The following is a 19,706-nucleotide window of genomic DNA, read 5'->3' on the forward strand; positions in this document are numbered from 1 at the left end:
TGATGCAAAATCATCCTGTATATACAGACAACGATCCGCAAAGCGAGCTTTCAACCCTTAACCTGGGCCCAACTCACCCTGCAACCCATGGTGTGTTTCAAAATGTGCTGCAGTTAGATGGCGAAAGAATAGTTAGCGGCGTATCAACCATTGGTTATATACACCGTGCGTTTGAAAAAATTGCCGAACACAGGCCTTTTTACCAGATCACCCCGCTTACAGACCGTTTAAACTACTGCTCATCGCCTATCAATAATATGGGCTGGCACATGACAGTTGAAAAACTGCTGGGCATCACCATGCCAAAAAGGGTTGATTATCTGCGCGTGATTATCATGGAGCTTGCACGCATCTCTGATCACATCATCTGTAACGGTGTATTGGGTGTTGATACCGGCGCGTTTACAGGGTTCCTGTATATGATGGAACACCGCGAATCCATTTATGAAATTTACGAGGAGATCTGCGGATCGCGCCTTACTACCAATATTGGCCGTATAGGAGGTTTTGAACGTAACTTTAACGCTATTGCATTTAATAAGCTGCGTGCGTTCCTGAAAAACTTTCCTGTTACGCTAAGAGAATTTGAATCGCTGTTTAACCGTAATCGCATTTTTGTTGACCGCACTAAAGATGTGGCCGCCGTTACTGCCGAAACCGCGTTAAGCTATAGCTGGACAGGCCCTTTACTGCGTGCTGCTGGTGTTGACTATGATGTAAGGGCCATGAATCCGTATTCGTCATACGAAGATTTTGATTTTGAAGTACCTGTTGGCACCAACGGTGATGTTTACAGTCGCTTTTTGGTACGTAACGAAGAGATGTGGCAAAGCTTGCGCATTATTGAGCAGGCCCTGGTGAAACTGGAAAAAGAGCCAACAGATATTTTTCATGCCGATGTGCCTGAGTTTTACCTGCCTCCGAAAGAAGAAGTTTATAATAACATGGAAGCCCTCATCTATCACTTTAAAATTGTGATGGGCGAGATACCAACCCCTAATACCGAAGTATATCACTCGGTTGAGGGAGCTAATGGTGAACTGGGTTTTTATTTGGTGAACGATGGCGGGCGCAGCCCATACCGCTTGCATTTCCGCAGGCCAAGCTTTATCAATTACCAGATGTATGCCCCGATGAGCCAGGGTATGTTATTATCTGACGCGATTATTAACATGAGTAGTTTAAACGTTATAGCCGGAGAATTAGATGCTTAGAGTGGATGATGCTCAGGTGCCGGTTGATTTTTCGCCGGAACTGATCAGTAAATTTGATGATGTAGTTAGCCGTTATCCGCAGGGAAAACAAAAATCAGGGCTGCTGCCTATACTGCATTTTGTACAGGCCGAGTTTGGCTGGTTAAGCGTACCCGCAATGGATAAGGTAGCGGCATATTTGGATATACTGCCTATCGAGGTTTATGAAGTGGCTTCATTTTATACCATGTACTTTTTACGCCCGCAGGGTAAATATGTACTGGAGGTTTGCCGTACCAGCGGTTGCTGCCTGGTAGGTGCCGAAAAGATCATGGATCACATTGAACAAAAGCTGGGTGTAAAAGAAGGTGAAGTTACTGCCGATGGCCTGTTTAGCTGGCGCGGTGTAGAATGCCTTGCTGCATGCGGCTATGGTCCGGTTTTACAAATTGGCCCTGAATATACTTTTTACGAAAATTTAACTAACGATTCGGTAGATAAGTTGATCGGCGATTTAAAAGCGAAAGGAAGTAATTAAATGAACAGGAAAAAATTAATTATCACTGATTTGCTCCTTGTTATTGGCATAATATTGTTAACCTATGCGAGCGATGGTTTTAATAAAGCAATTATGCCATTAATGCTGTTAATTATTTCGGCCTTTACGGGCTGCTTTATAAGGCATGCAAATTATTACAAGCTTACTAAAAAGATCTATTAAGCTATGGGACGTAAATTATTATTAGAACATATAAACGTACCCGGCATCAATACATTTGATGTTTACCGCTCAAAGGGTGGTTACGCGGCTGTTGAAAAAGCTATAAAAACCATGTCGCCCGAGGAAGTGGTTGAGGAGGTGAAGAAGTCGGGCTTACGTGGGCGTGGTGGCGCAGGTTTCCCAACCGGAATGAAGTGGAGCTTTTTGGCTAAGCCAGAAGGAGTACCCCGTTACCTGGTTTGCAACGCCGATGAATCAGAACCCGGTACTTTTAAAGACCGTTACCTGATGACCTACATCCCTCACCTGTTAATTGAGGGGATGATCGTATCGAGCTTTGCATTGGGCGCCAATACCTCATACATATATGTACGCGGTGAAATGATGCCGCAGATCAGGATCCTCGAAAAAGCTATTGCCGAAGCTAAAGCGAAAGGCTTTTTAGGTAAAAATATATTAGGCTCGGGTTACGATCTTGAACTTTATGTACAGCCAGGTGGTGGTGCATACATTTGCGGTGAAGAAACCGCTTTGTTAGAGTCGTTAGAAGGTAAACGGGGTAACCCGCGTATAAAACCGCCATTCCCGGCCATTGCCGGCTTGTACGGCCGCCCAACGGTAGTGAACAACGTAGAGTCAATTGCGGCAGTAGTGCCAATTGTAAATGAGGGTGGCGATGAATATGCCAAACTTGGAATTGGCCGCAGCACAGGTACCAAGCTGATCTCGGCTGGTGGTAACCTTAAAAAACCTGGTGTTTATGAAATTGACCTGGGTTTACCGGTTGAAGAATTTATATACTCCGACGAATATTGCGGCGGTATTGCCAATGGCAAACGCTTAAAAGCAGTTGTTGCCGGTGGTTCGTCGGTGCCCATTTTGCCAGCTAACCTGATCCTGAAAACCATTAACAACGAACCCCGCCTAATGAGCTATGAATCATTAAGCGATGGTGGTTTTGTGAGCGGTACCATGATGGGTTCGGGTGGTTTTATTGCATATGACGAGGATGCCTGTATTGTGCGTAATACCTGGAACTTCGCCCGTTTTTATCACCATGAAAGCTGCGGACAATGTTCGCCATGCCGTGAAGGTACCGGATGGATGGAAAAAGTATTACACCGTTTAGAGTACGGTCATGGCAAAATGAGCGACATGGACCTGCTGGTTGATGTATCTAAAAAAATTGAAGGAAATACAATTTGTCCGCTGGGTGACGCGGCAGCATGGCCGGTGGCCAGCGCTATTCGCCATTTCAGGGATGAATTTGAGTGGCACGTAACAAATGCCAGTGAAGCAATTTCGAGAAATTACGGACTGGCGCATTATGCAGATCCGTTGGATGTAAAAGAAACAGCTTAAAACCGCGCGTCATTGCGAGGTACGAAGCAATCCCCGATTTACAGAGCCGCTCTGTGTAGCATGGAGATTGCTTCGTACCTCGCAATGACGAGTTGAAGAAATAAAATAAAGAATCAGAATTTTTAATTTTGACTTAATGAAAGTAACAATAGACGGGATACCCGTTGAAGTAGAACCAGGGACAACCATCCTGAATGCCGCAAGGCAGATAGGTGGCGATATTGTTCCGCCTGCTATGTGCTATTACTCCAAGCTGGAAGGTAGTGGTGGTAAATGCCGTACCTGTTTGGTTAAGGTAAGCAAGGGCTCTGAAAAAGACCCACGCCCCATGCCTAAACTGGTGGCTTCATGCCGTACCACGGTAATGGATGGCATGGAGGTGCAAAATATTACCTCGCCCGAAGTTGTTGAGGCCCGTAAAGGCGTGGTTGAAATGTTATTGCTTAACCACCCGCTTGATTGCCCTGTGTGTGATCAGGCTGGCGAATGCCACCTGCAAGACTTAGGCTTTGAACATGGCGCCGCTAAAACCCGTTATGAGTTTGACCGCCGCACGTTCGAGAAAATTGATATTGGCGATAAGATACAACTGCATATGACGCGTTGTATCCTTTGCTACCGCTGCGTATTCACTGCCGATCAGATCACCAATACTCGTTTACATGGTATCCTGAACAGGGGCGATCATTCTGAAATATCAACCTATATCAGCAAAGCTGTTGATAATGATTTTTCAGGTAACATTATTGATGTTTGCCCGGTAGGCGCCTTAACAGATAAAACTTTCCGCTTTAAAAATCGTGTATGGTTCACCAAACCGGTTGAAGCACACCGCGATTGCGATAAGTGCTGTGGCAAAACCACTTTATGGTACAAAGGCGAAGACGTGATCAGGGTAACCGGACGTAAGGATGTGTATGGCGAGGTTGAAGAGTTTATTTGCAATACCTGCCGTTTCGACAAAAAGAAAACAGCCGACTGGGTAATTGAAGGCCCGCGCAAGGTATCGCATAAATCGGTTATCAGCTCAAATCATTACGAATTTACACCGCTGCCGGTGGTTAAAACCAACCCGGTGCTGATGGAAGCGAATAAAGAACAATTTGAAAGAGACACACGCTTATAATGGGATCAACTGCAGATATATTAATTAAAATTGGCCTGATATTGATCATTTTCGTTATCAGCCTTGTTATGGCCATGTACTCAACTTATGCTGAGCGCAAGGTTGCCGCATTTTTCCAGGACAGAATTGGCCCTAACCGTGCTGGTCCGTGGGGTATTTTACAACCCCTGGCCGATGGTGGTAAAATGTTCATGAAAGAAGAGATCATCCCTACCAACGCCACGCCGTTTCTGTTTATAGTTGGTCCGTCATTGGCTATACTTACGGCCTGTATAGGTTCGGCGGTTATTCCATGGGGACAAAAAATGATTATTGGCGGTCATAGTATCGACTTGCAAGTAACTGATATTAACGTAGGGGTGCTGTATATCTTTGGCGTAGTATCATTAGGTGTTTATGGTGTAATGATAGGTGGCTGGGCATCAAACAATAAATATTCATTGTTAGGCGCCATCCGCGCGGCATCACAAAATATCAGCTACGAAATTTCGATGGGCTTATCCATCATAGCTTTGTTAATGGTTACCGGCACTTTAAGCCTGCGCGAAATTGCTGAACAGCAGCATGGCTGGCATTGGAATGTTATTTATCAACCATTTGGGTTTATATTATTTATAGTATGCGCATTTGCCGAAACCAACCGTACACCATTCGATTTACCTGAGTGCGAAACCGAACTGGTAGGTGGTTACCATACGGAGTATTCATCAATGAAGCTGGGTTTTTACCTTTTTGCTGAGTATATCAACATGTTCATATCATCGGCAGTAATGGCTACCTTGTACTGGGGTGGTTATAACTATCCAGGTATGGATTGGGTATTGGCACATACCGGGCCGGCTATTGGGCCGCTTATTGGTGTGGTGGTATTCTTCATAAAAATAGTTTCTTTCATCTTCTTCTTTATGTGGGTGAGATGGACCATCCCCCGTTTCCGTTACGATCAGTTAATGGATCTGGGTTGGAAAATATTAATACCATTGGCTATTGCCAATATTGTACTGACCGGACTTGTTATTACTTTTTTAAAATAGATTGGAGTTTAACTAAAATGGAATCATTAAGTAATAAACGCAAAGTATTGGAAATTAAGCCGCTCAATTTTTTAGAGCGCGCTTATCTGCCTGCTATTGCAGGCGGCCTTATTACCACCATGAAGCACTTTTTCAGGAAACCGGTAACAATCAGTTATCCTGAAGAAAAACGCGAATTTTCAGAGAATTTTCGTGGTATGCATTCATTGAAACGTGATGAGGATGGCCGTGAACGCTGCACCGCCTGCGGACTGTGCGCCCTCTCATGCCCGGCCGAAGCCATCACCATGACGGCGGCTGAACGCCAGCCTGGTGAAGAAAATTTATATCGCGAAGAAAAATACGCCGCCGTTTACGAAATAAACATGCTGCGCTGCATTTTTTGCGGTTTGTGCGAAGAAGCATGCCCTAAAGAAGCAATTTATCTTGACGGTGATATTGTGCCTGCCGATTATTTGCGGAAGGATTTTATTTACGGTAAAGACAAATTAGTAGAGGCGCCCTTAAATCAATAAAGAAGTTTTATACCTTTGCCCAAACTTTAATGGGAAAGGGTATTTTGTAAATATAAACATGAGTACATTTTACTTCATCGCGTTTTTGTCCATATTCTTTTCGATACTGGTTATCTCGGCCAAAAACCCGGTACATAGTATCCTTTATTTGATACTTACCTTTTTTACATTCACCATTCATTATATTTTAATGAACGCCCAGTTTTTGGCGATAGTTAATTTTATAGTATACATGGGCGCCATACTGGTATTGTTCCTGTACACGCTGATGCTCATTAACCTGAATAAGGAAAGTGAACCTGTAAAACCATTTATGGTGAAATTTGCCGGTGTTGTTGGTGGTGGTATTTTAATAGTGGCCCTGGTGGCCTCGTTAAAATCAATGGGTATATCTGACCCGGTTGTACTGAAAAACCCTGACCTGGGCCTGGTGAAAAACTTAGGTAAAGTATTGTTTAATGAATTTTTACTGCCATTTGAAGTATCGTCAGTATTGCTTTTATCAGCAATGGTGGGCGCGGTTCTATTGGCTACAAAAGACCCTAAAGCTGCGTAATGAATAATATAATCCAGTCGGTACCGCTTAATCATTACATATTATTAAGCACCATCATTTTTTCGATAGGCGTAATAGGCGTATTGATCCGCCGCAATGCCATCGTGATCTTTATGTCGGTTGAGCTGATGCTTAACGCGGTTAACCTGTTGCTTACTGCATTCTCAGTTTACAGGGGCGATGCAACCGGGCAGGTTTTCGTTTTCTTTATTATGGCGCTGGCTGCTGCCGAAGTTGCAGTAGGGCTGGCCATTATTGTGATGATATACCGGAATACAAATTCGGTTGATATCAATGTGCTGAACAGGCTGAAATGGTAAGCCCCCTGACCCCCTGAAGGGGGAGGGTTTAAACAAAATAAAACGCGTCATTGCGAGGCTGATCAAACTGCAAGCAATGGTTTAATGATAAACATAAAAACGTATAACGCAACACGTACAACGTATAACATAAAATATGAATCAATACATCTGGCTTATTCCCATATTACCGTTAGCCGGTTTTATTATTAACGGACTTGGCCGCAATTCATTATCAAAAAACGTAATTGGCTTTATTGGCAGTTTACTGGTGCTGGTATCTTTTGGTTTAAGTCTGGCCGTTTTCTTTCAGATCAAATCAACAGGGGCACCTGTTAACGTTACTTATTTCAACTGGTTCTCGGTTGGCGCGCTAAAAATACCATTCGCATTCCTGGTTGATCAGCTCAGTTCCATTATGCTGCTCATTATTACGGGCGTTGGTTTCCTGATCCATTTGTACTCAGTAGGTTACATGCATGACGATAAAGGCTTTGGTAAGTTCTTTGCCTACCTCAACCTGTTTGTGTTCTTCATGTTGCTGCTGGTAATGGGGTCAAACTACCTGATCATGTTTATTGGCTGGGAGGGTGTAGGTTTATGCTCATACCTGCTTATCGGTTTCTGGTATACCAATCCAAGTTATGCCGATGCTGCTAAGAAGGCCTTTATCATGAACCGTATTGGAGACCTGGGCTTTTTATTAGGTGTGTTCCTGATCATATATGCTTTTGGCAGTATAGAGTTTGCCACCATATTCCCTAAAGCAGCCACAATGAAAGTGGGTTCGGCCCCATTTTTTACCATCACTATATTGCTGTTTATAGGCGCGGTTGGTAAATCGGCACAGTTACCATTGTTTACCTGGCTGCCTGATGCCATGGCAGGTCCAACACCGGTATCAGCACTGATACACGCTGCTACGATGGTTACAGCCGGTATCTACATGATAGCCCGCTCTAACATATTTTATACGCTATCGCCTGATACGATGGAGATCGTAGCGATAGTAGGTTTGGCAACCGCGTTGTTTGCCGCGCTGATAGCCTTAACACAAACCGATATTAAAAAAGTACTGGCTTATTCAACCGTATCGCAATTGGGATATATGTTTTTAGGTTTGGGCGTAGGTGCTTATACCGGCGCTTTTTTCCACGTATTAACACATGCTTTCTTTAAAGCCTTATTATTCCTGGGTGCAGGTTCTGTGATCCACGCGATGGGCGGCGAACAGGATATGCGCAAAATGGGTGGTTTAAAAGGAAAAATTAAAGTAACCTTTGTTACCATGCTGATAGGTACCATTGCTATATCAGGGATCCCTCCATTCTCGGGTTTCTTTTCAAAAGATGAAATTTTGGCTCATGCCTACGCGCATAGCACTACGTTTTATGTAATAGGTGTATTTACAGCCATGCTTACATCCTTCTACATGTTCAGGATGTTGTACCTTACTTTTTACGGCAAGTTCCGCGGTACACACGAGCAGGAACACCACGTACATGAGTCGCCTGCAAGCATGACTATTCCGCTTATTGTGCTGGCTATACTTTCTATAGTAGGGGGCTTTGTTGGTGTACCTGAAGTTTTAGGCGGCCATCATGAACTGGAGCATTTCCTGGCGCCAGTGTTCGAAAAATCAAATGCCATTATGGGCGAACATCATTTACTGGCAAGTACCGAGTATATACTGATGGCTTTTTCGGTAGGTGTTGCCCTGGTAGCTTTGATATATGCTTATATTAAATATGCTAAAAATGGCAGTGTTCCGGTTGCCGATGGTGAGGAACGCCCTGCATTAACCAGTATATCATACCATAAATTTTATATCGATGAATTGTATGACCTGCTGATCCGTAAACCTTTGGATTTCCTGTCCACATTTTTTTACAACGTGGTGGAGCGCCTGGGTATTGATGGTTTAGTGAACGGACTGGGTAAAGGTACTATTGAAACCAGCAAAGGCTTGCGCTTATTGCAAACCGGTAATGTGGGTTTTTACATATTTGTAATGGTGCTGGGTATTATTGCTGTATTAGCGTATAGCATATTTGGATTAACTAAATAAACGATAAGCGTTTACAATATAACATGACCGTTAGTATATTAATTTTTTTACCAATAGTTGCCGCAATTATTGTTGCCTTATTAAAAAATGAGGTTGCCAAATATGCTGCATTGTTTTTTGCTGTTGCCGAACTGGTAATAGCCGGCATATTTTTAAGCCGTTTTACACCCGATGCAAGCACTCAATTTACAATTGATGTGCCCTGGATCTCCAAATTCGGCATTTACTTTAGCGCCGGTATCGATGGCATCAGCATGATCATGGTATTGCTTACCACGCTGCTTGTACCGCTTATTATTTTATCAACCTTTCAGCATCAGCATAAAAACGCGGGCGCTTTTTACGGTTTGATATTGTTTATGCAGGCTGGCTTACTGGTTGTATTTACCGCTTTAGACGGATTTTTATTTTACGTAGGATGGGAAGCCGCCCTGATCCCTATTTACTTTATATGTGCCCTGTGGGGTGGCGAAAACCGCATCCGCATCACCATTAAGTTTTTTATATACACGTTTGCCGGTTCGTTATTTATGCTTTTGGGTATCATTTACCTGTACCTGCAATCACCAGAAAAAACTTACGACCTGCACGCGTTTTATAAATTAGGTTTAAATGCACCGCACCAGTCGCTGGTGTTCTGGGCGTTTTTCCTGGCCTTCGCCATAAAAATGCCATTGTTCCCTTTCCATACCTGGCAGCCGGATACTTATACCGAGGCACCAACTGCAGGAACCATGATGCTATCAGGCATTATGCTAAAAATGGGTATTTACGGCGTTATCCGTTGGTTAATACCCAATGCGCCAATAGGTTTTATACAATGGCAAAGCCTGGTAATGATATTGGCCGTGATAGGCATTATATATGCATCACTTATAGCCTTTAATCAAAAAGATGGAAAACGTTTGGTAGCCTACTCATCCATAGCGCACGTAGGCTTGATAGCCGCCGGTATTTTTGCCTGGAATGCACAAGGTATACAAGGCGCCATGATACAAATGCTTAACCATGGTATCAACGTTGTGGGTATGTTCTTTATATGGGATATCATCAGCAGGAGATTAAACACACGCGACATCAGTCAGCTTGGAGGTATTGCCAAAGTGGCCCCGCAATTTTCTATAGCCTTCTTAATTATTGTGCTGGGTACAGTAGGCTTACCATTAACAAATGGCTTTATAGGCGAGTTTTTATTGCTGAATGGTGTTTTTGAATATAGTGCTTACCATTACGTGAATATAACAATAGCTGCAATAGCAGGATTAACCATCATTTTTGGTGCAGTATATATGCTGCGCATGTACAAAAATGTAATGCAAGGCGAAACCAACGAACTGACCGCCACATTTACAGACATTACCGGGTCGGAGAGAGTAGTATTGGCCATCATTTGCATTTTAATAATAGGCATAGGTGTTTATCCTCAACCTATTATGCATATATCCGAGGCTGCTGTTAATAATTTAATACATACTTTAAATGCAAGAGCGAATTAAATAAATTCTAAAGCATAAGTTCTAAAATATAAAATGAATACTTTAATCATCATATCTGTTTTACCTATAGTGCTTTTGTACCTCGGCTTGTATAAGGCTACAAAATCATTATTGCCGGTTACTATTGTTGGCTTATTGGTCGCTTTAGGTTTAGCCATTGCTCAATGGAATAATGTTGCCCTGCCAATTTATCATGGTATGATGATGTTCGATAATTTTTCTATCGCGTTTTCAGGCATTACCATCATTGCTACTATCCTTATCGTGATGTTATCAGGCGGATATTTTGAAAAGATCAGCAGGAACGTGGCGGAGTATTATGCCATTATCTTGTTTTCGCTGGCTGGTATCATTGTTATGGTATCATTTTATAACCTTACCATGCTGTTTATCGGTATCGAGATCATGTCGGTAAGTTTATATGTATTGGCAGGGATCAAGAAAAGTGATTTTGCATCAAACGAGGCTGCTTTAAAATATTTCCTGATGGGGGCGTTCTCAACCGGCTTCCTGTTATTTGGTATTACCTTAATATACGGAACAACCGGTTCATTCAGCCTGGAAGTGATACGCGACTGGGTGCTGTCCCATCCACACCACATCGACCCTATGTTTTATACCGGCATAGCTCTGATCATTGTTGGTCTTTGCTTTAAGGTAGGTGCCGCCCCCTTCCATTTCTGGACACCAGATGTATATGAAGGTTCGCCAACCCTCATTACCGCGTTCATGTCAACCGTGGTAAAAACTGCTGGTTTTGCAGCTTTCCTGCGTCTGTTCTCAGCCTGTTTTGCTCCACTGTCTGACTTTTGGGTGCCAGTACTATTGGTCATCACCATCATTACTTTATTTATAGGCAACATTACCGCGCTGTACCAGCAAAGCTTTAAGCGTATGCTGGCATTTTCAAGTATATCACATGCCGGCTATCTGCTTTTCGCTATTGTGGCTTTAGGTTCAGGCTCGGCTAATTCAGTATTTGTTTATGCAACAGCTTATTCTATTGCCTCCATTATTGCCTTTGGCAGTTTGATCCTGGTGCAGCAGCAAAGCGGCAGCGATAATTTTGAAAGCTTTAACGGCCTGGCAAAAAATAATCCTTTCCTGGCGTTTGTGCTTACCATATCTATGCTTTCATTAGCGGGTATACCACTTACTGCAGGCTTTATGGGTAAGTTCTTCATGTTCTCGGGTGCACTGGCAACATACCATGTTTGGCTGGTTATTATAGCTGTAGTAAATGCCATTATCAGCATTTTTTATTATTTCAGGGTTATTATAGCCATGTATTTCCGCTCGGCCGACCGTGCAGAACTGGTTGTGCCTGCTTACTATAAAATTGTATTTGGCTTCTCGGCTTTGGTAACTATTATCATCGGCATCTACCCTGATTTTATTGCCCGGTTCATTTAATCGGTAAACAGATAACTGCAAATTGATTTAATATTTGTAGTTTTACAGATATAGTGAATGGAAAGTTTTTGGGAACACCTTCAAAATTTAACGGACGCTCAATCCATTATAAGCAGGGGAGGCTTTTATCTCCTGCTTGTTGTTGTATTTGCTGAAACCGGATTATTTTTTGGCTTTTTTTTACCAGGAGATTATTTGCTTTTTATGGCCGGCCTGCTATGCTCGGCAGGTAAGGTTGATGTATCCATATCTACATTAGTGTTATCGCTCATTGGGGCAGGAATATTAGGAAATTTTACGGGATATTGGTTTGGCTATCGAACGGGGCCCGTGCTGTTTAACAAAAACGATTCGCTGTTTTTTAAGAAACGATATGTAACACTTGCCAGCGAATTTTATAATAAGTATGGTGGCATGGCGCTGATTTTAGGGAGATTTTTCCCAATAGTTAGAACATTTGCCCCTATATTTGCAGGAGTTGTTAAGGTTGATATAAAAAGGTTTACTTTATATAACTTTATAGGCAGTATTACCTGGGTATGTACATTTACTTTGAGCGGGTTTTTCTTAGGGAAAAGGTTTCCGCAATTAGAAAATTACCTGCAATATATAGTTTTAGGGCTTATAGTGGTTACATCAATTCCGCTTATAGCAGCTTATATAAGGAAGAAGTTTTCGGAAGCAAAAGAAAAAGATAAGGAAAAAGAAATAAAATAAATATAATATACTAAATGAGTACTCAACACCCCTGGCACCAGGTTTCTCCCGGTGAAAATATTCCTGAAATTGTTAATGCTATCATCGAGATACCAAAAGGTTCAAAAGCAAAGTATGAAATTGATAAGGATTCCGGTTTGTTAAAATTAGACCGCGTTTTGTTTTCATCAGTAATGTATCCGGCCAATTATGGCTTTATCCCGCAAACTTATTGTGATGATAAAGATCCGCTGGATATTCTTGTTCTTTGTTCTATTGATGTGTTCCCAATGTCAATCATCGAGGCAAAAGTGGTAGGTGTGATGCACATGGTTGATAACGGTGAGCAGGATGACAAGATCATTGCAGTGGCTAAGAATGATATGTCTGTAAACTATATCAATGACCTGAACGAACTGCCGCCTCATGCCATGACCGAAATAGTCCGTTTTTTTAAGGATTATAAAAAACTGGAAGGCAAAAACGTAACCATTGAACATTTATTGGGCTTACGTTATGCGCATAAAGTGATATTAGAAAGTTTGGAATTGTATAAGTCTACTTTTCCTGTCACGCAATAATTAATAGATGGACCCCGCGCATTACGAAATAAGTACCTTTTATTTAATTGCAACCGTATTTCTGGTTTTGCTCAATGGTTTTTTTGTAGCCGCAGAGTTTGCCATGGTAAGGGTACGGGGGTCACAAATAGAAATAAAGGCCAAATCGGGGAGCGGGGTTGCTAAGGTTGCACGCGGTATATTACATAATCTTGATGGTTACCTGGCTGCAACGCAATTGGGTATTACTATTGCATCACTTGCACTTGGTGTTGTGGGCGAAGAAGTGGCCACTAACGTGGTGATCAGGGGCTTTATGGCAGTAGGGATAAATCTTTCAAGTGGTTTTATCACCGCCAGTCACATTTTAGCCTTTACTTTTATTACCGTATTGCATATTGTGTTTGGTGAGCTTGCTCCCAAATCAATAGCTATTCAAAAATCAATACGTACGGTGCTGGCAGTTTCTCTTCCGCTTAGGTTTTTCTTTGTGTTTTTCAAGCCTTTGATATGGTTGTTAAATGGGTTCGCTAATTTTATTTTGAAGCTTTTAGGGATTAATACTTTAGAAGGCGGAGAGGCCCATCACAGCTCCGAAGAATTACAATACCTGCTTGAACAGGGTAAGGAATCAGGCGCTTTGGATTCGAACGAACATGAGCTGATACAAAATGTATTTGATTTTAACGAGCGGGTGGTTAAAAATATCATGGTGCCGCGTACCAAAATATCAGGTATCGACATCAGCTCATCCAAACAGGAACTGCTTGATATGATCATTACCGAAGGTTACTCACGTATGCCGGTTTATGATGATGTTATTGATAAAATAATTGGTATTGTACACGCCAAAGATATACTGCCATTATTGGCCCGTAACGAAGAGATCGTACTAAAAGATATTATCCGTAAACCGTACTTTATCCCCGAAACCAAAAAGATCAATGACCTGATGGCCGAGCTGCAGCAAAAACGCATACAGATTGCCATTGTGCTTGATGAGTTTGGCGGTACGGCCGGCATGGTTACGCTGGAAGATATTGTGGAAGAACTGGTGGGTGAGATACAGGATGAGTATGATGAAGAAAAGCCTATTGTTGAAAAAGTGAACGACCGCGAGTTTATTGTAAATGCCCTTGCGCCTATATATGACGTAAACGAACATTTACCGCATGATCTGCCCGAAGATGGAGACTTTGATACCGTATCGGGCTGGCTGGGCGATATATTTGGTAAAATACCGGATGTTGGTGAGCAAAAGGAATCAAACGGGTACAATATTACCGTGTTGAGAAAATCTGACCAGAATATTGAATCGGTTAAGCTCGAATTGCTGATAAATGAAGAAGATACAGTAGATTTACACTAAACGGAAGCTAAAAGCTGAAGGCTGAAAGCATAAAGCTAAAGTCACTCAACGCTTGGTGCTTTCGGCTTTATGCTTTTAGCTTTATGCTTTTTTATACCCCCGATATTGAACCATCGCACCCACAATATTTTCTTAGTGAAGAAGAAAGCAGGCACGCTATCCGTGTATTAAGGCTTGAAACCGGTAGCGAAGTACAACTGATTGATGGTCGCGGAGGTTTTTATACCGCTGTAATACAGGATGCGCACCCCAAACGCACCATACTAAATATCACATCGGTTACAACTGGTTTTAACAAGCGTAACCATTACCTGCACTTAGCGGTAGCCCCAACAAAAAATATTGAACGCCTGGAGTGGTTCTTAGAAAAAGCCACGGAGATTGGTATCGACGAAATATCACTGATCATTAGTCAGCGGTCTGAGCGTAAGGAGGCCAAAGTTGACCGGCTGAATAAGATCATTACCGCGGCTATCAAGCAATCATTAAAAGCATACCACCCCGTTTTAAACGAGCCTGTAAAACTAAGCCAATTGTTTGCCCAGCCATTTGATGGCCAAAAATTCATAGCGCATTGTGAACCAGGTGATAAGTTTAATCTTCGTGACGAGTTGACTTTGCAGGGGCAGTATTTGATACTGATAGGCCCCGAAGGCGATTTTACACCTGCCGAAATTGAAACAGCTTTGCAAAACGGATTTAAACCCATAACTTTAGGTGAAAGCAGGCTGCGTACCGAAACCGCCGCGCTTGAGGCTTGCTTTGAAGTGAATTTTTTAAACCGCGTATGAAAACTGCTAAATTTATCATAACTGCTTTTGTTATTATTATGGTTATGAGCGGTTTTAACGCGCCTGCGTATAAAATTGCCCGCATTAAATATAGTGGTGGCGGCGATTGGTATGGCGACCGTACTGCTTTGCCCAATCTGGTAAAATTTTGCAACGAAAATTTAAAAACAAATTTTGAGGCGGAGGATGATGTTGTTGAAGCTGGCAGCACTTCATTATTTAATTATCCCTTTACTTTTATGACCGGGCATGGCAACGTGATATTTACCGATCAGGAAGCCCGCAACCTGCGCAAATACTTAACTGGTGGTGGCTTTTTGCATATTGATGATAACTATGGCTTTGATAAATTCATCCGCCCGCAAATGAAAAAGGTTTTCCCCGAGCTTGATTTTGTTGAGCTGCCGGTTAATCATCCTATTTATCATCAAAAATATAGCTTCCCTAATGGCTTGCCTAAAATTCATGAGCATGATGGTAAACGGGCGCAGGGTTTCGGGCTTATATATAAAGGAAGGCTGGTGTGTTTTTATACCTACGAGTGTGATCTGGGCAACGGTTGGGAAGATTATGGGACCTATGCCGGCGATACACAGGAAGCTCGCTTAAAAGCCTTAAAAATGGGCGCTAACCTGATTCAATATATATTTACCCAATAAGGGTTTTCAGTTTGCATTAAGCAGTAAAAGTTACCGTTGGGTAGTTAGAGGTTATCAACAAAAATTAATAACTTTAAAACGCTCAAAGCCTATTACTCCAAAACTAATCACTTATATGTACCAATTAAAAGTAAACGACCGGCATGATCTTGAAATTGACAGAACTTCACAGGACCTGCTGGTAAATAACGTGAAAACCGTGGTTGATGTAAAGCATATAGGTGGCGCAATATATCATGTTATTGGAAACAACCAGTCATCATACAACGTAGAAATAGTTGGTTTTAACAGTGCGGAAAAGACGGCCGAAATTAAGGTGAACAATACCACTTACTCCATTTCGGCAAAAGACCAGTTTGATGTATTGCTGGATAAGCTTGGCTTAAGCAACCTGACCAGTGCTAAGGTGAGCGAAATAAAGGCGCCAATGCCAGGAATGGTACTTAAGGTTTTTGCAGCCGAAGGTGATGAAGTAAAAAAAGGTGATAACCTTTTTGTGCTGGAGGCCATGAAAATGGAAAACATCATTAAGTCGCCGGCTGATGTTGTCATAAAAAAGATAAAAATAAAACCCGGTGATAAAGTAGAAAAGGGCCAAATTCTGATCGGGTTTTAAAAAATAACCCTCTTTAGTGTAATTTATAGTAATATTTGCAATGAAAGCAGCGGATATTTAGGGTTTTTATTGTTTTTACTCTTTTTTTTTAATAGCTTACTTCTTTTAACTAAATACTAACTACATGAAGAAAAATTTACTAACAATTTTGTTGTTATTTTCTTGTATCTCATTTGTTTTTGCACAAAACCGTGTTATAACAGGTAAAGTAACGGATCAAAAAGACGGGTCGCCCTTACCTGGGGTAAGTGTAACCGTGAAGGGAGTTGCCGGAACCGGAACTCAAACAAGCATTAATGGTACCTATAGCTTATCAGTACCGGCCAATGCCAAAGTACTTGTTTTCAGATTCCTGGGCTTTAAAGAAGCCGAATCACCCATCAATGGTCAGGTAATAAATACGGCGCTTGAACAGGATTCAAAACAACTTACCGAAGTTGTTGTAGTTGGTTATGGTACCCAAAAAAGACAATCTATAACAGGTTCCATTGCATCTGTTTCTTCAAAAGAGATACAAGGCACCCCGGTTACCACACTTGAACAGGCAATACAAGGTAAAGCCGCAGGTGTTAATATACAAGCCAACAACGGTAAACTTGGGCAGGGAATTAAAATCAGTATACGTGGTACGGCCTCTATTACTGCCGGTACGCAGCCATTGGTAGTAGTTGATGGTATTGTACTTAATAATTCAGATATTTCCAGTACATCGGCAGCAACAAACCCACTTGCAGATATTAACTTTAACGATGTAGAATCGGTTGACTTTTTGAAAGATGCTTCTGCATCAGCAATATATGGTGCACGTGCTTCAAACGGAGTAATGCTAATTACTACCAAAAAAGGTAAAGCCGGAACCGCTAAAATCAATTTCTCTGCCCAGTTTGGTACCAGTACTCCATCCCGTCATCGCGAATTTTTAAATTCAACCCAATGGCTGGCAATGGAAGAACAGGCTGGTATTGGAGCAGCTAAACAAGATTTTGCAGCAGATCTTTATCCCTCATTAAATGCTGCCCTGGCTGATTATAAATCATATGTTGAGGATAAATTTACTACCTATGCGGCAGGTAAAACTAAAGACTGGGGCACAACCAATACCGATTGGGAAAAAGAAGCTTTCCAAAGCGCGCCCCAAGCACAGTATGACCTTAACGTATCAGGAGGTAATGATAAAACCACTTATTATATAGGTGGCCAATACCTTGATCAAACCGGGATATTGAAAGGTAATAATTTTAAAAGAATGTCTGGTCGTTTAAACCTCACTTCCAAGCTTTTCAATAACTTTGAAGTGGGTATGAACATGAACTTTACCCACTCTTTAAATGAACGGATTGATAATGACAACTCATTTGGTACACCACTCCAGGTTGTGGCATTATCTCCTATAACTCCTGTTATTGATCCACGCACGGGTTTGTTAAGCGGAAGTTTGCCCGGTGCTGCCAGCAGTTACCCGCTTTACTACAATCCATTATTGAATGTGGATAATGCTTATTTTCATACCAATAATTACAGAACGTTAGGTAATATATATGCCAATTGGGATATAGTAAAACATTTAAGTTTCCGCTCAGAGTTTGGTGTTGATCAAACCAACTCCAATGAGGATAGTTACTCAGGCCGGTTAACATTCAGAAATTCGGGCCAACCTAACGGTTTGGGCGAAAATACAAACACCACTATAATACACTATACAGTAAATAATTACTTCACCTATAAAAACACCTTTGGCACAGATCATACCTTAGATGCAACACTGGGTACAAGTTACGAGTACAGCCGTAACAATGGTAATGATATACAAGGGCAACAGTTCCCGTCAGATGCGTATAAACAAATAGCTTCTGCGGCCGTAAAATCAGGTGGTACATCAACTCAAACCGAATATAGCTTTGTCTCTTATTTTGCAAGGGCCAATTATGCTTTTAAAAGTAAATACTTATTATCAGTAAGCGGGCGTACAGATGCTTCATCAAGATTTGGTGCAAACAACAGGTATGGTTTTTTTCCTGCGGGATCAGTGGGTTGGGTTATTAGCCAGGAAGACTTTTTGAAAAATTCAAATACCCTTAGCAATTTAAAGCTTAAGGCCAGTTATGGTTTAACTGGTAATGCAGAAATTCCTGAGTATGCAGCGTTTGGTTTATTCTCGGGCGATGCCGGATATAACGGTGTTCCCGGGCAGCGTTTTTACCAAATAGCCAACCCTAATTTAAGATGGGAAAAAACACTGCAGTTTGATGCTGGTTTTGAAATAGGTTTCTTTAATAATCGTTTGTCAGGAACTTTTGATTATTACCGTAAAAACACCCGCGATGGTTTGCTTGAGGTAAACGTACCGCAAACTTTAGGGATAGCTTCACAACAACAAAATTTAGCTAAGCTGTACAACAAGGGTTATGAAATTTCTTTATCATCAGATAATTTTGTGGGTAAATTTAAATGGTCTACATCATTTAATATAGCTTACAATAAAAACGTAGTAACTTATGTAAACGGTTTAATTATTGGCGACAATGATTTAAACCGGGTTATGGAGGGGCAGCCGATAGGTGTGTTTTACGGACGTGAATATGCGGGCGTTGACCCGGCAAATGGTGATGCCTTGTACTACTTAAACACTAAGGATGCAAGCGGAAACGTTAACCGCGCAAAAACAAATGACTATAATGCTGCACAGCAAGTGCCATTGGGTAACCCAGCACCTAATTATACGGGTGGTTTAACCAATAATTTATCGTATGGAGGGTTTGATTTTTCTATTACCTTCCAGGGATCATTTGGTAATAAAATTTATAATGGCGGTGGTCAGTACATGAGCGCTAATGCCAGCAACGGCTTTGATAACCAGACGATTGATCAGCTAAGTTATTGGAAAAAACCTGGTGATATTACTAACGTACCTGAGCCTCGTTTGTTTTATGCTAACGGAACAAATCCATCAAGTCGTTATCTTTCTGGTGGTTCATACGTTCGTTGTAAAACTGTTAGTTTAGGCTATAATATACCAAAAGATGTTTTATCAAAAATAAAGATTGATAGGGCAAGGATATTTGTTAACGCTTATAACCTGTTCCTGATCACCAAATATAAAGGTTGGGACCCTGAAGTTAACGCCGACTTTGAAGCGCAAGACCATAATTACAACCTTGGTGTTGATTTTTACTCGGCGCCACAACCCCGTACAATTACTTTTGGTGTAAACATAGGATTGTAACCATTAATA

18 protein-coding genes are annotated in these 19,706 nt (G+C 41.7%); all 18 read left to right on the forward strand.

Going from position 1 to position 19,706, the window contains the following annotated elements:
- Nucleotides 1-2: 2 nt before the first annotated feature.
- The 18 genes from M2273_RS21965 to M2273_RS22050 all read left to right on the forward strand — a co-directional run bounded on the left by M2273_RS21965 (nt 3) and on the right by M2273_RS22050 (nt 19,697).
- Nucleotides 3-1,214: an NADH-quinone oxidoreductase subunit D gene (locus tag M2273_RS21965; protein WP_429399923.1), complete on the forward strand. Its 1,212-nt coding sequence runs from the start codon at nt 3-5 to the stop codon at nt 1,212-1,214.
- Nucleotides 1,207-1,731: an NADH-quinone oxidoreductase subunit NuoE gene (gene nuoE, locus M2273_RS21970; protein ID WP_429399924.1), complete on the forward strand. Its 525-nt coding sequence runs from the start codon at nt 1,207-1,209 to the stop codon at nt 1,729-1,731. Before M2273_RS21965 ends, nuoE begins: the two co-directional genes overlap by 8 nt.
- A gap of 186 nt (nt 1,732-1,917) precedes the next feature.
- Entirely contained in the window at nt 1,918-3,276 is a 1,359-nt protein-coding gene (gene nuoF / locus M2273_RS21975; RefSeq protein ID WP_429399925.1) for an NADH-quinone oxidoreductase subunit NuoF, read from the forward strand.
- A gap of 136 nt (nt 3,277-3,412) precedes the next feature.
- Nucleotides 3,413-4,402, forward strand: a complete 990-nt coding sequence (locus M2273_RS21980) for a 2Fe-2S iron-sulfur cluster-binding protein (RefSeq protein WP_429399926.1) — start codon at nt 3,413-3,415, stop codon at nt 4,400-4,402.
- Nucleotides 4,402-5,436, forward strand: coding sequence for an NADH-quinone oxidoreductase subunit NuoH (gene nuoH, locus M2273_RS21985; protein WP_429399927.1), 1,035 nt, complete (start codon nt 4,402-4,404; stop codon nt 5,434-5,436). Before M2273_RS21980 ends, nuoH begins: the two co-directional genes overlap by 1 nt.
- 17 nt (nt 5,437-5,453) lie before the next feature.
- Nucleotides 5,454-5,951: a NuoI/complex I 23 kDa subunit family protein gene (locus M2273_RS21990; protein ID WP_429399928.1), complete on the forward strand. Its 498-nt coding sequence runs from the start codon at nt 5,454-5,456 to the stop codon at nt 5,949-5,951.
- Between the two features lie 58 nt (nt 5,952-6,009).
- Nucleotides 6,010-6,507, forward strand: coding sequence for an NADH-quinone oxidoreductase subunit J family protein (locus M2273_RS21995; RefSeq protein WP_429399929.1), 498 nt, complete (start codon nt 6,010-6,012; stop codon nt 6,505-6,507).
- Complete coding sequence (nuoK, locus tag M2273_RS22000; RefSeq protein WP_429399930.1) at nt 6,507-6,827, forward strand: NADH-quinone oxidoreductase subunit NuoK; 321 nt, start codon at nt 6,507-6,509, stop codon at nt 6,825-6,827. Before M2273_RS21995 ends, nuoK begins: the two co-directional genes overlap by 1 nt.
- Nucleotides 6,828-6,963: 136 nt before the next feature.
- The gene (nuoL, locus tag M2273_RS22005) at nt 6,964-8,874 is read left to right on the forward strand and encodes an NADH-quinone oxidoreductase subunit L (protein ID WP_429399931.1); all 1,911 of its coding nucleotides are present in this window, start codon (nt 6,964-6,966) and stop codon (nt 8,872-8,874) included.
- A 23-nt stretch (nt 8,875-8,897) separates the two neighbouring features.
- Complete coding sequence (locus M2273_RS22010) at nt 8,898-10,370, forward strand: complex I subunit 4 family protein (protein ID WP_429399932.1); 1,473 nt, start codon at nt 8,898-8,900, stop codon at nt 10,368-10,370.
- 33 nt (nt 10,371-10,403) lie between these two features.
- On the forward strand, nt 10,404-11,783 hold the full coding sequence (locus M2273_RS22015) for an NADH-quinone oxidoreductase subunit N (protein WP_429399933.1): 1,380 nt from the start codon (nt 10,404-10,406) through the stop codon (nt 11,781-11,783).
- A gap of 57 nt (nt 11,784-11,840) precedes the next feature.
- Nucleotides 11,841-12,500, forward strand: a complete 660-nt coding sequence (locus M2273_RS22020; RefSeq protein WP_429399934.1) for a DedA family protein — start codon at nt 11,841-11,843, stop codon at nt 12,498-12,500.
- A gap of 14 nt (nt 12,501-12,514) precedes the next feature.
- The gene (locus M2273_RS22025; protein ID WP_429399935.1) at nt 12,515-13,060 is read left to right on the forward strand and encodes an inorganic diphosphatase; all 546 of its coding nucleotides are present in this window, start codon (nt 12,515-12,517) and stop codon (nt 13,058-13,060) included.
- A gap of 7 nt (nt 13,061-13,067) precedes the next feature.
- Nucleotides 13,068-14,408, forward strand: coding sequence for a hemolysin family protein (locus tag M2273_RS22030; protein WP_429399936.1), 1,341 nt, complete (start codon nt 13,068-13,070; stop codon nt 14,406-14,408).
- Between the two features lie 83 nt (nt 14,409-14,491).
- Complete coding sequence (locus M2273_RS22035) at nt 14,492-15,199, forward strand: 16S rRNA (uracil(1498)-N(3))-methyltransferase (protein WP_429399937.1); 708 nt, start codon at nt 14,492-14,494, stop codon at nt 15,197-15,199.
- Between the two features lie 38 nt (nt 15,200-15,237).
- Nucleotides 15,238-15,858 (forward strand): DUF4159 domain-containing protein, encoded by a 621-nt coding sequence (locus M2273_RS22040; protein ID WP_429400102.1) that lies wholly within the window; start codon nt 15,238-15,240, stop codon nt 15,856-15,858.
- Between the two features lie 115 nt (nt 15,859-15,973).
- Nucleotides 15,974-16,474 (forward strand): acetyl-CoA carboxylase biotin carboxyl carrier protein subunit, encoded by a 501-nt coding sequence (locus M2273_RS22045; protein WP_429399938.1) that lies wholly within the window; start codon nt 15,974-15,976, stop codon nt 16,472-16,474.
- A 124-nt stretch (nt 16,475-16,598) separates the two neighbouring features.
- A complete protein-coding gene (locus M2273_RS22050; RefSeq protein ID WP_429399939.1) occupies nt 16,599-19,697 on the forward strand; it encodes a SusC/RagA family TonB-linked outer membrane protein in 3,099 nt (1,032 codons plus the stop codon).
- Nucleotides 19,698-19,706: the final 9 nt, after the last annotated feature.

Origin of the sequence: Mucilaginibacter lappiensis (assembly GCF_050433765.1) — a bacterium.
GTDB classification, from domain to species: domain Bacteria; phylum Bacteroidota; class Bacteroidia; order Sphingobacteriales; family Sphingobacteriaceae; genus Mucilaginibacter; species Mucilaginibacter lappiensis_A.

Bases quoted from the DNA above. Each gene is read 5' to 3' on its own strand.
- M2273_RS22010 (WP_429399932.1), top strand. From the start codon at position 8,898: ATGACCGTTAGTATATTAATTTTTTTACCAATAGTTGCCGCAATTATT.
- M2273_RS21965 (WP_429399923.1), top strand. From the start codon at position 3: ATGCAAAATCATCCTGTATATACAGACAACGATCCGCAAAGCGAGCTT.
- nuoF (WP_429399925.1), top strand. From the start codon at position 1,918: ATGGGACGTAAATTATTATTAGAACATATAAACGTACCCGGCATCAAT.
- M2273_RS22020 (WP_429399934.1), top strand. From the start codon at position 11,841: ATGGAAAGTTTTTGGGAACACCTTCAAAATTTAACGGACGCTCAATCC.
- nuoH (WP_429399927.1), top strand. From the start codon at position 4,402: ATGGGATCAACTGCAGATATATTAATTAAAATTGGCCTGATATTGATC.
- M2273_RS22015 (WP_429399933.1), top strand. From the start codon at position 10,404: ATGAATACTTTAATCATCATATCTGTTTTACCTATAGTGCTTTTGTAC.
- nuoL (WP_429399931.1), top strand. From the start codon at position 6,964: ATGAATCAATACATCTGGCTTATTCCCATATTACCGTTAGCCGGTTTT.
- nuoK (WP_429399930.1), top strand. From the start codon at position 6,507: ATGAATAATATAATCCAGTCGGTACCGCTTAATCATTACATATTATTA.
- M2273_RS22025 (WP_429399935.1), top strand. From the start codon at position 12,515: ATGAGTACTCAACACCCCTGGCACCAGGTTTCTCCCGGTGAAAATATT.
- M2273_RS22040 (WP_429400102.1), top strand. From the start codon at position 15,238: ATGGTTATGAGCGGTTTTAACGCGCCTGCGTATAAAATTGCCCGCATT.
- M2273_RS22030 (WP_429399936.1), top strand. From the start codon at position 13,068: ATGGACCCCGCGCATTACGAAATAAGTACCTTTTATTTAATTGCAACC.
- M2273_RS21995 (WP_429399929.1), top strand. From the start codon at position 6,010: ATGAGTACATTTTACTTCATCGCGTTTTTGTCCATATTCTTTTCGATA.
- M2273_RS21990 (WP_429399928.1), top strand. From the start codon at position 5,454: ATGGAATCATTAAGTAATAAACGCAAAGTATTGGAAATTAAGCCGCTC.
- M2273_RS22035 (WP_429399937.1), top strand. From the start codon at position 14,492: ATGCTTTTTTATACCCCCGATATTGAACCATCGCACCCACAATATTTT.
- M2273_RS22045 (WP_429399938.1), top strand. From the start codon at position 15,974: ATGTACCAATTAAAAGTAAACGACCGGCATGATCTTGAAATTGACAGA.
- M2273_RS22050 (WP_429399939.1), top strand. From the start codon at position 16,599: ATGAAGAAAAATTTACTAACAATTTTGTTGTTATTTTCTTGTATCTCA.
- M2273_RS21980 (WP_429399926.1), top strand. From the start codon at position 3,413: ATGAAAGTAACAATAGACGGGATACCCGTTGAAGTAGAACCAGGGACA.
- nuoE (WP_429399924.1), top strand. From the start codon at position 1,207: ATGCTTAGAGTGGATGATGCTCAGGTGCCGGTTGATTTTTCGCCGGAA.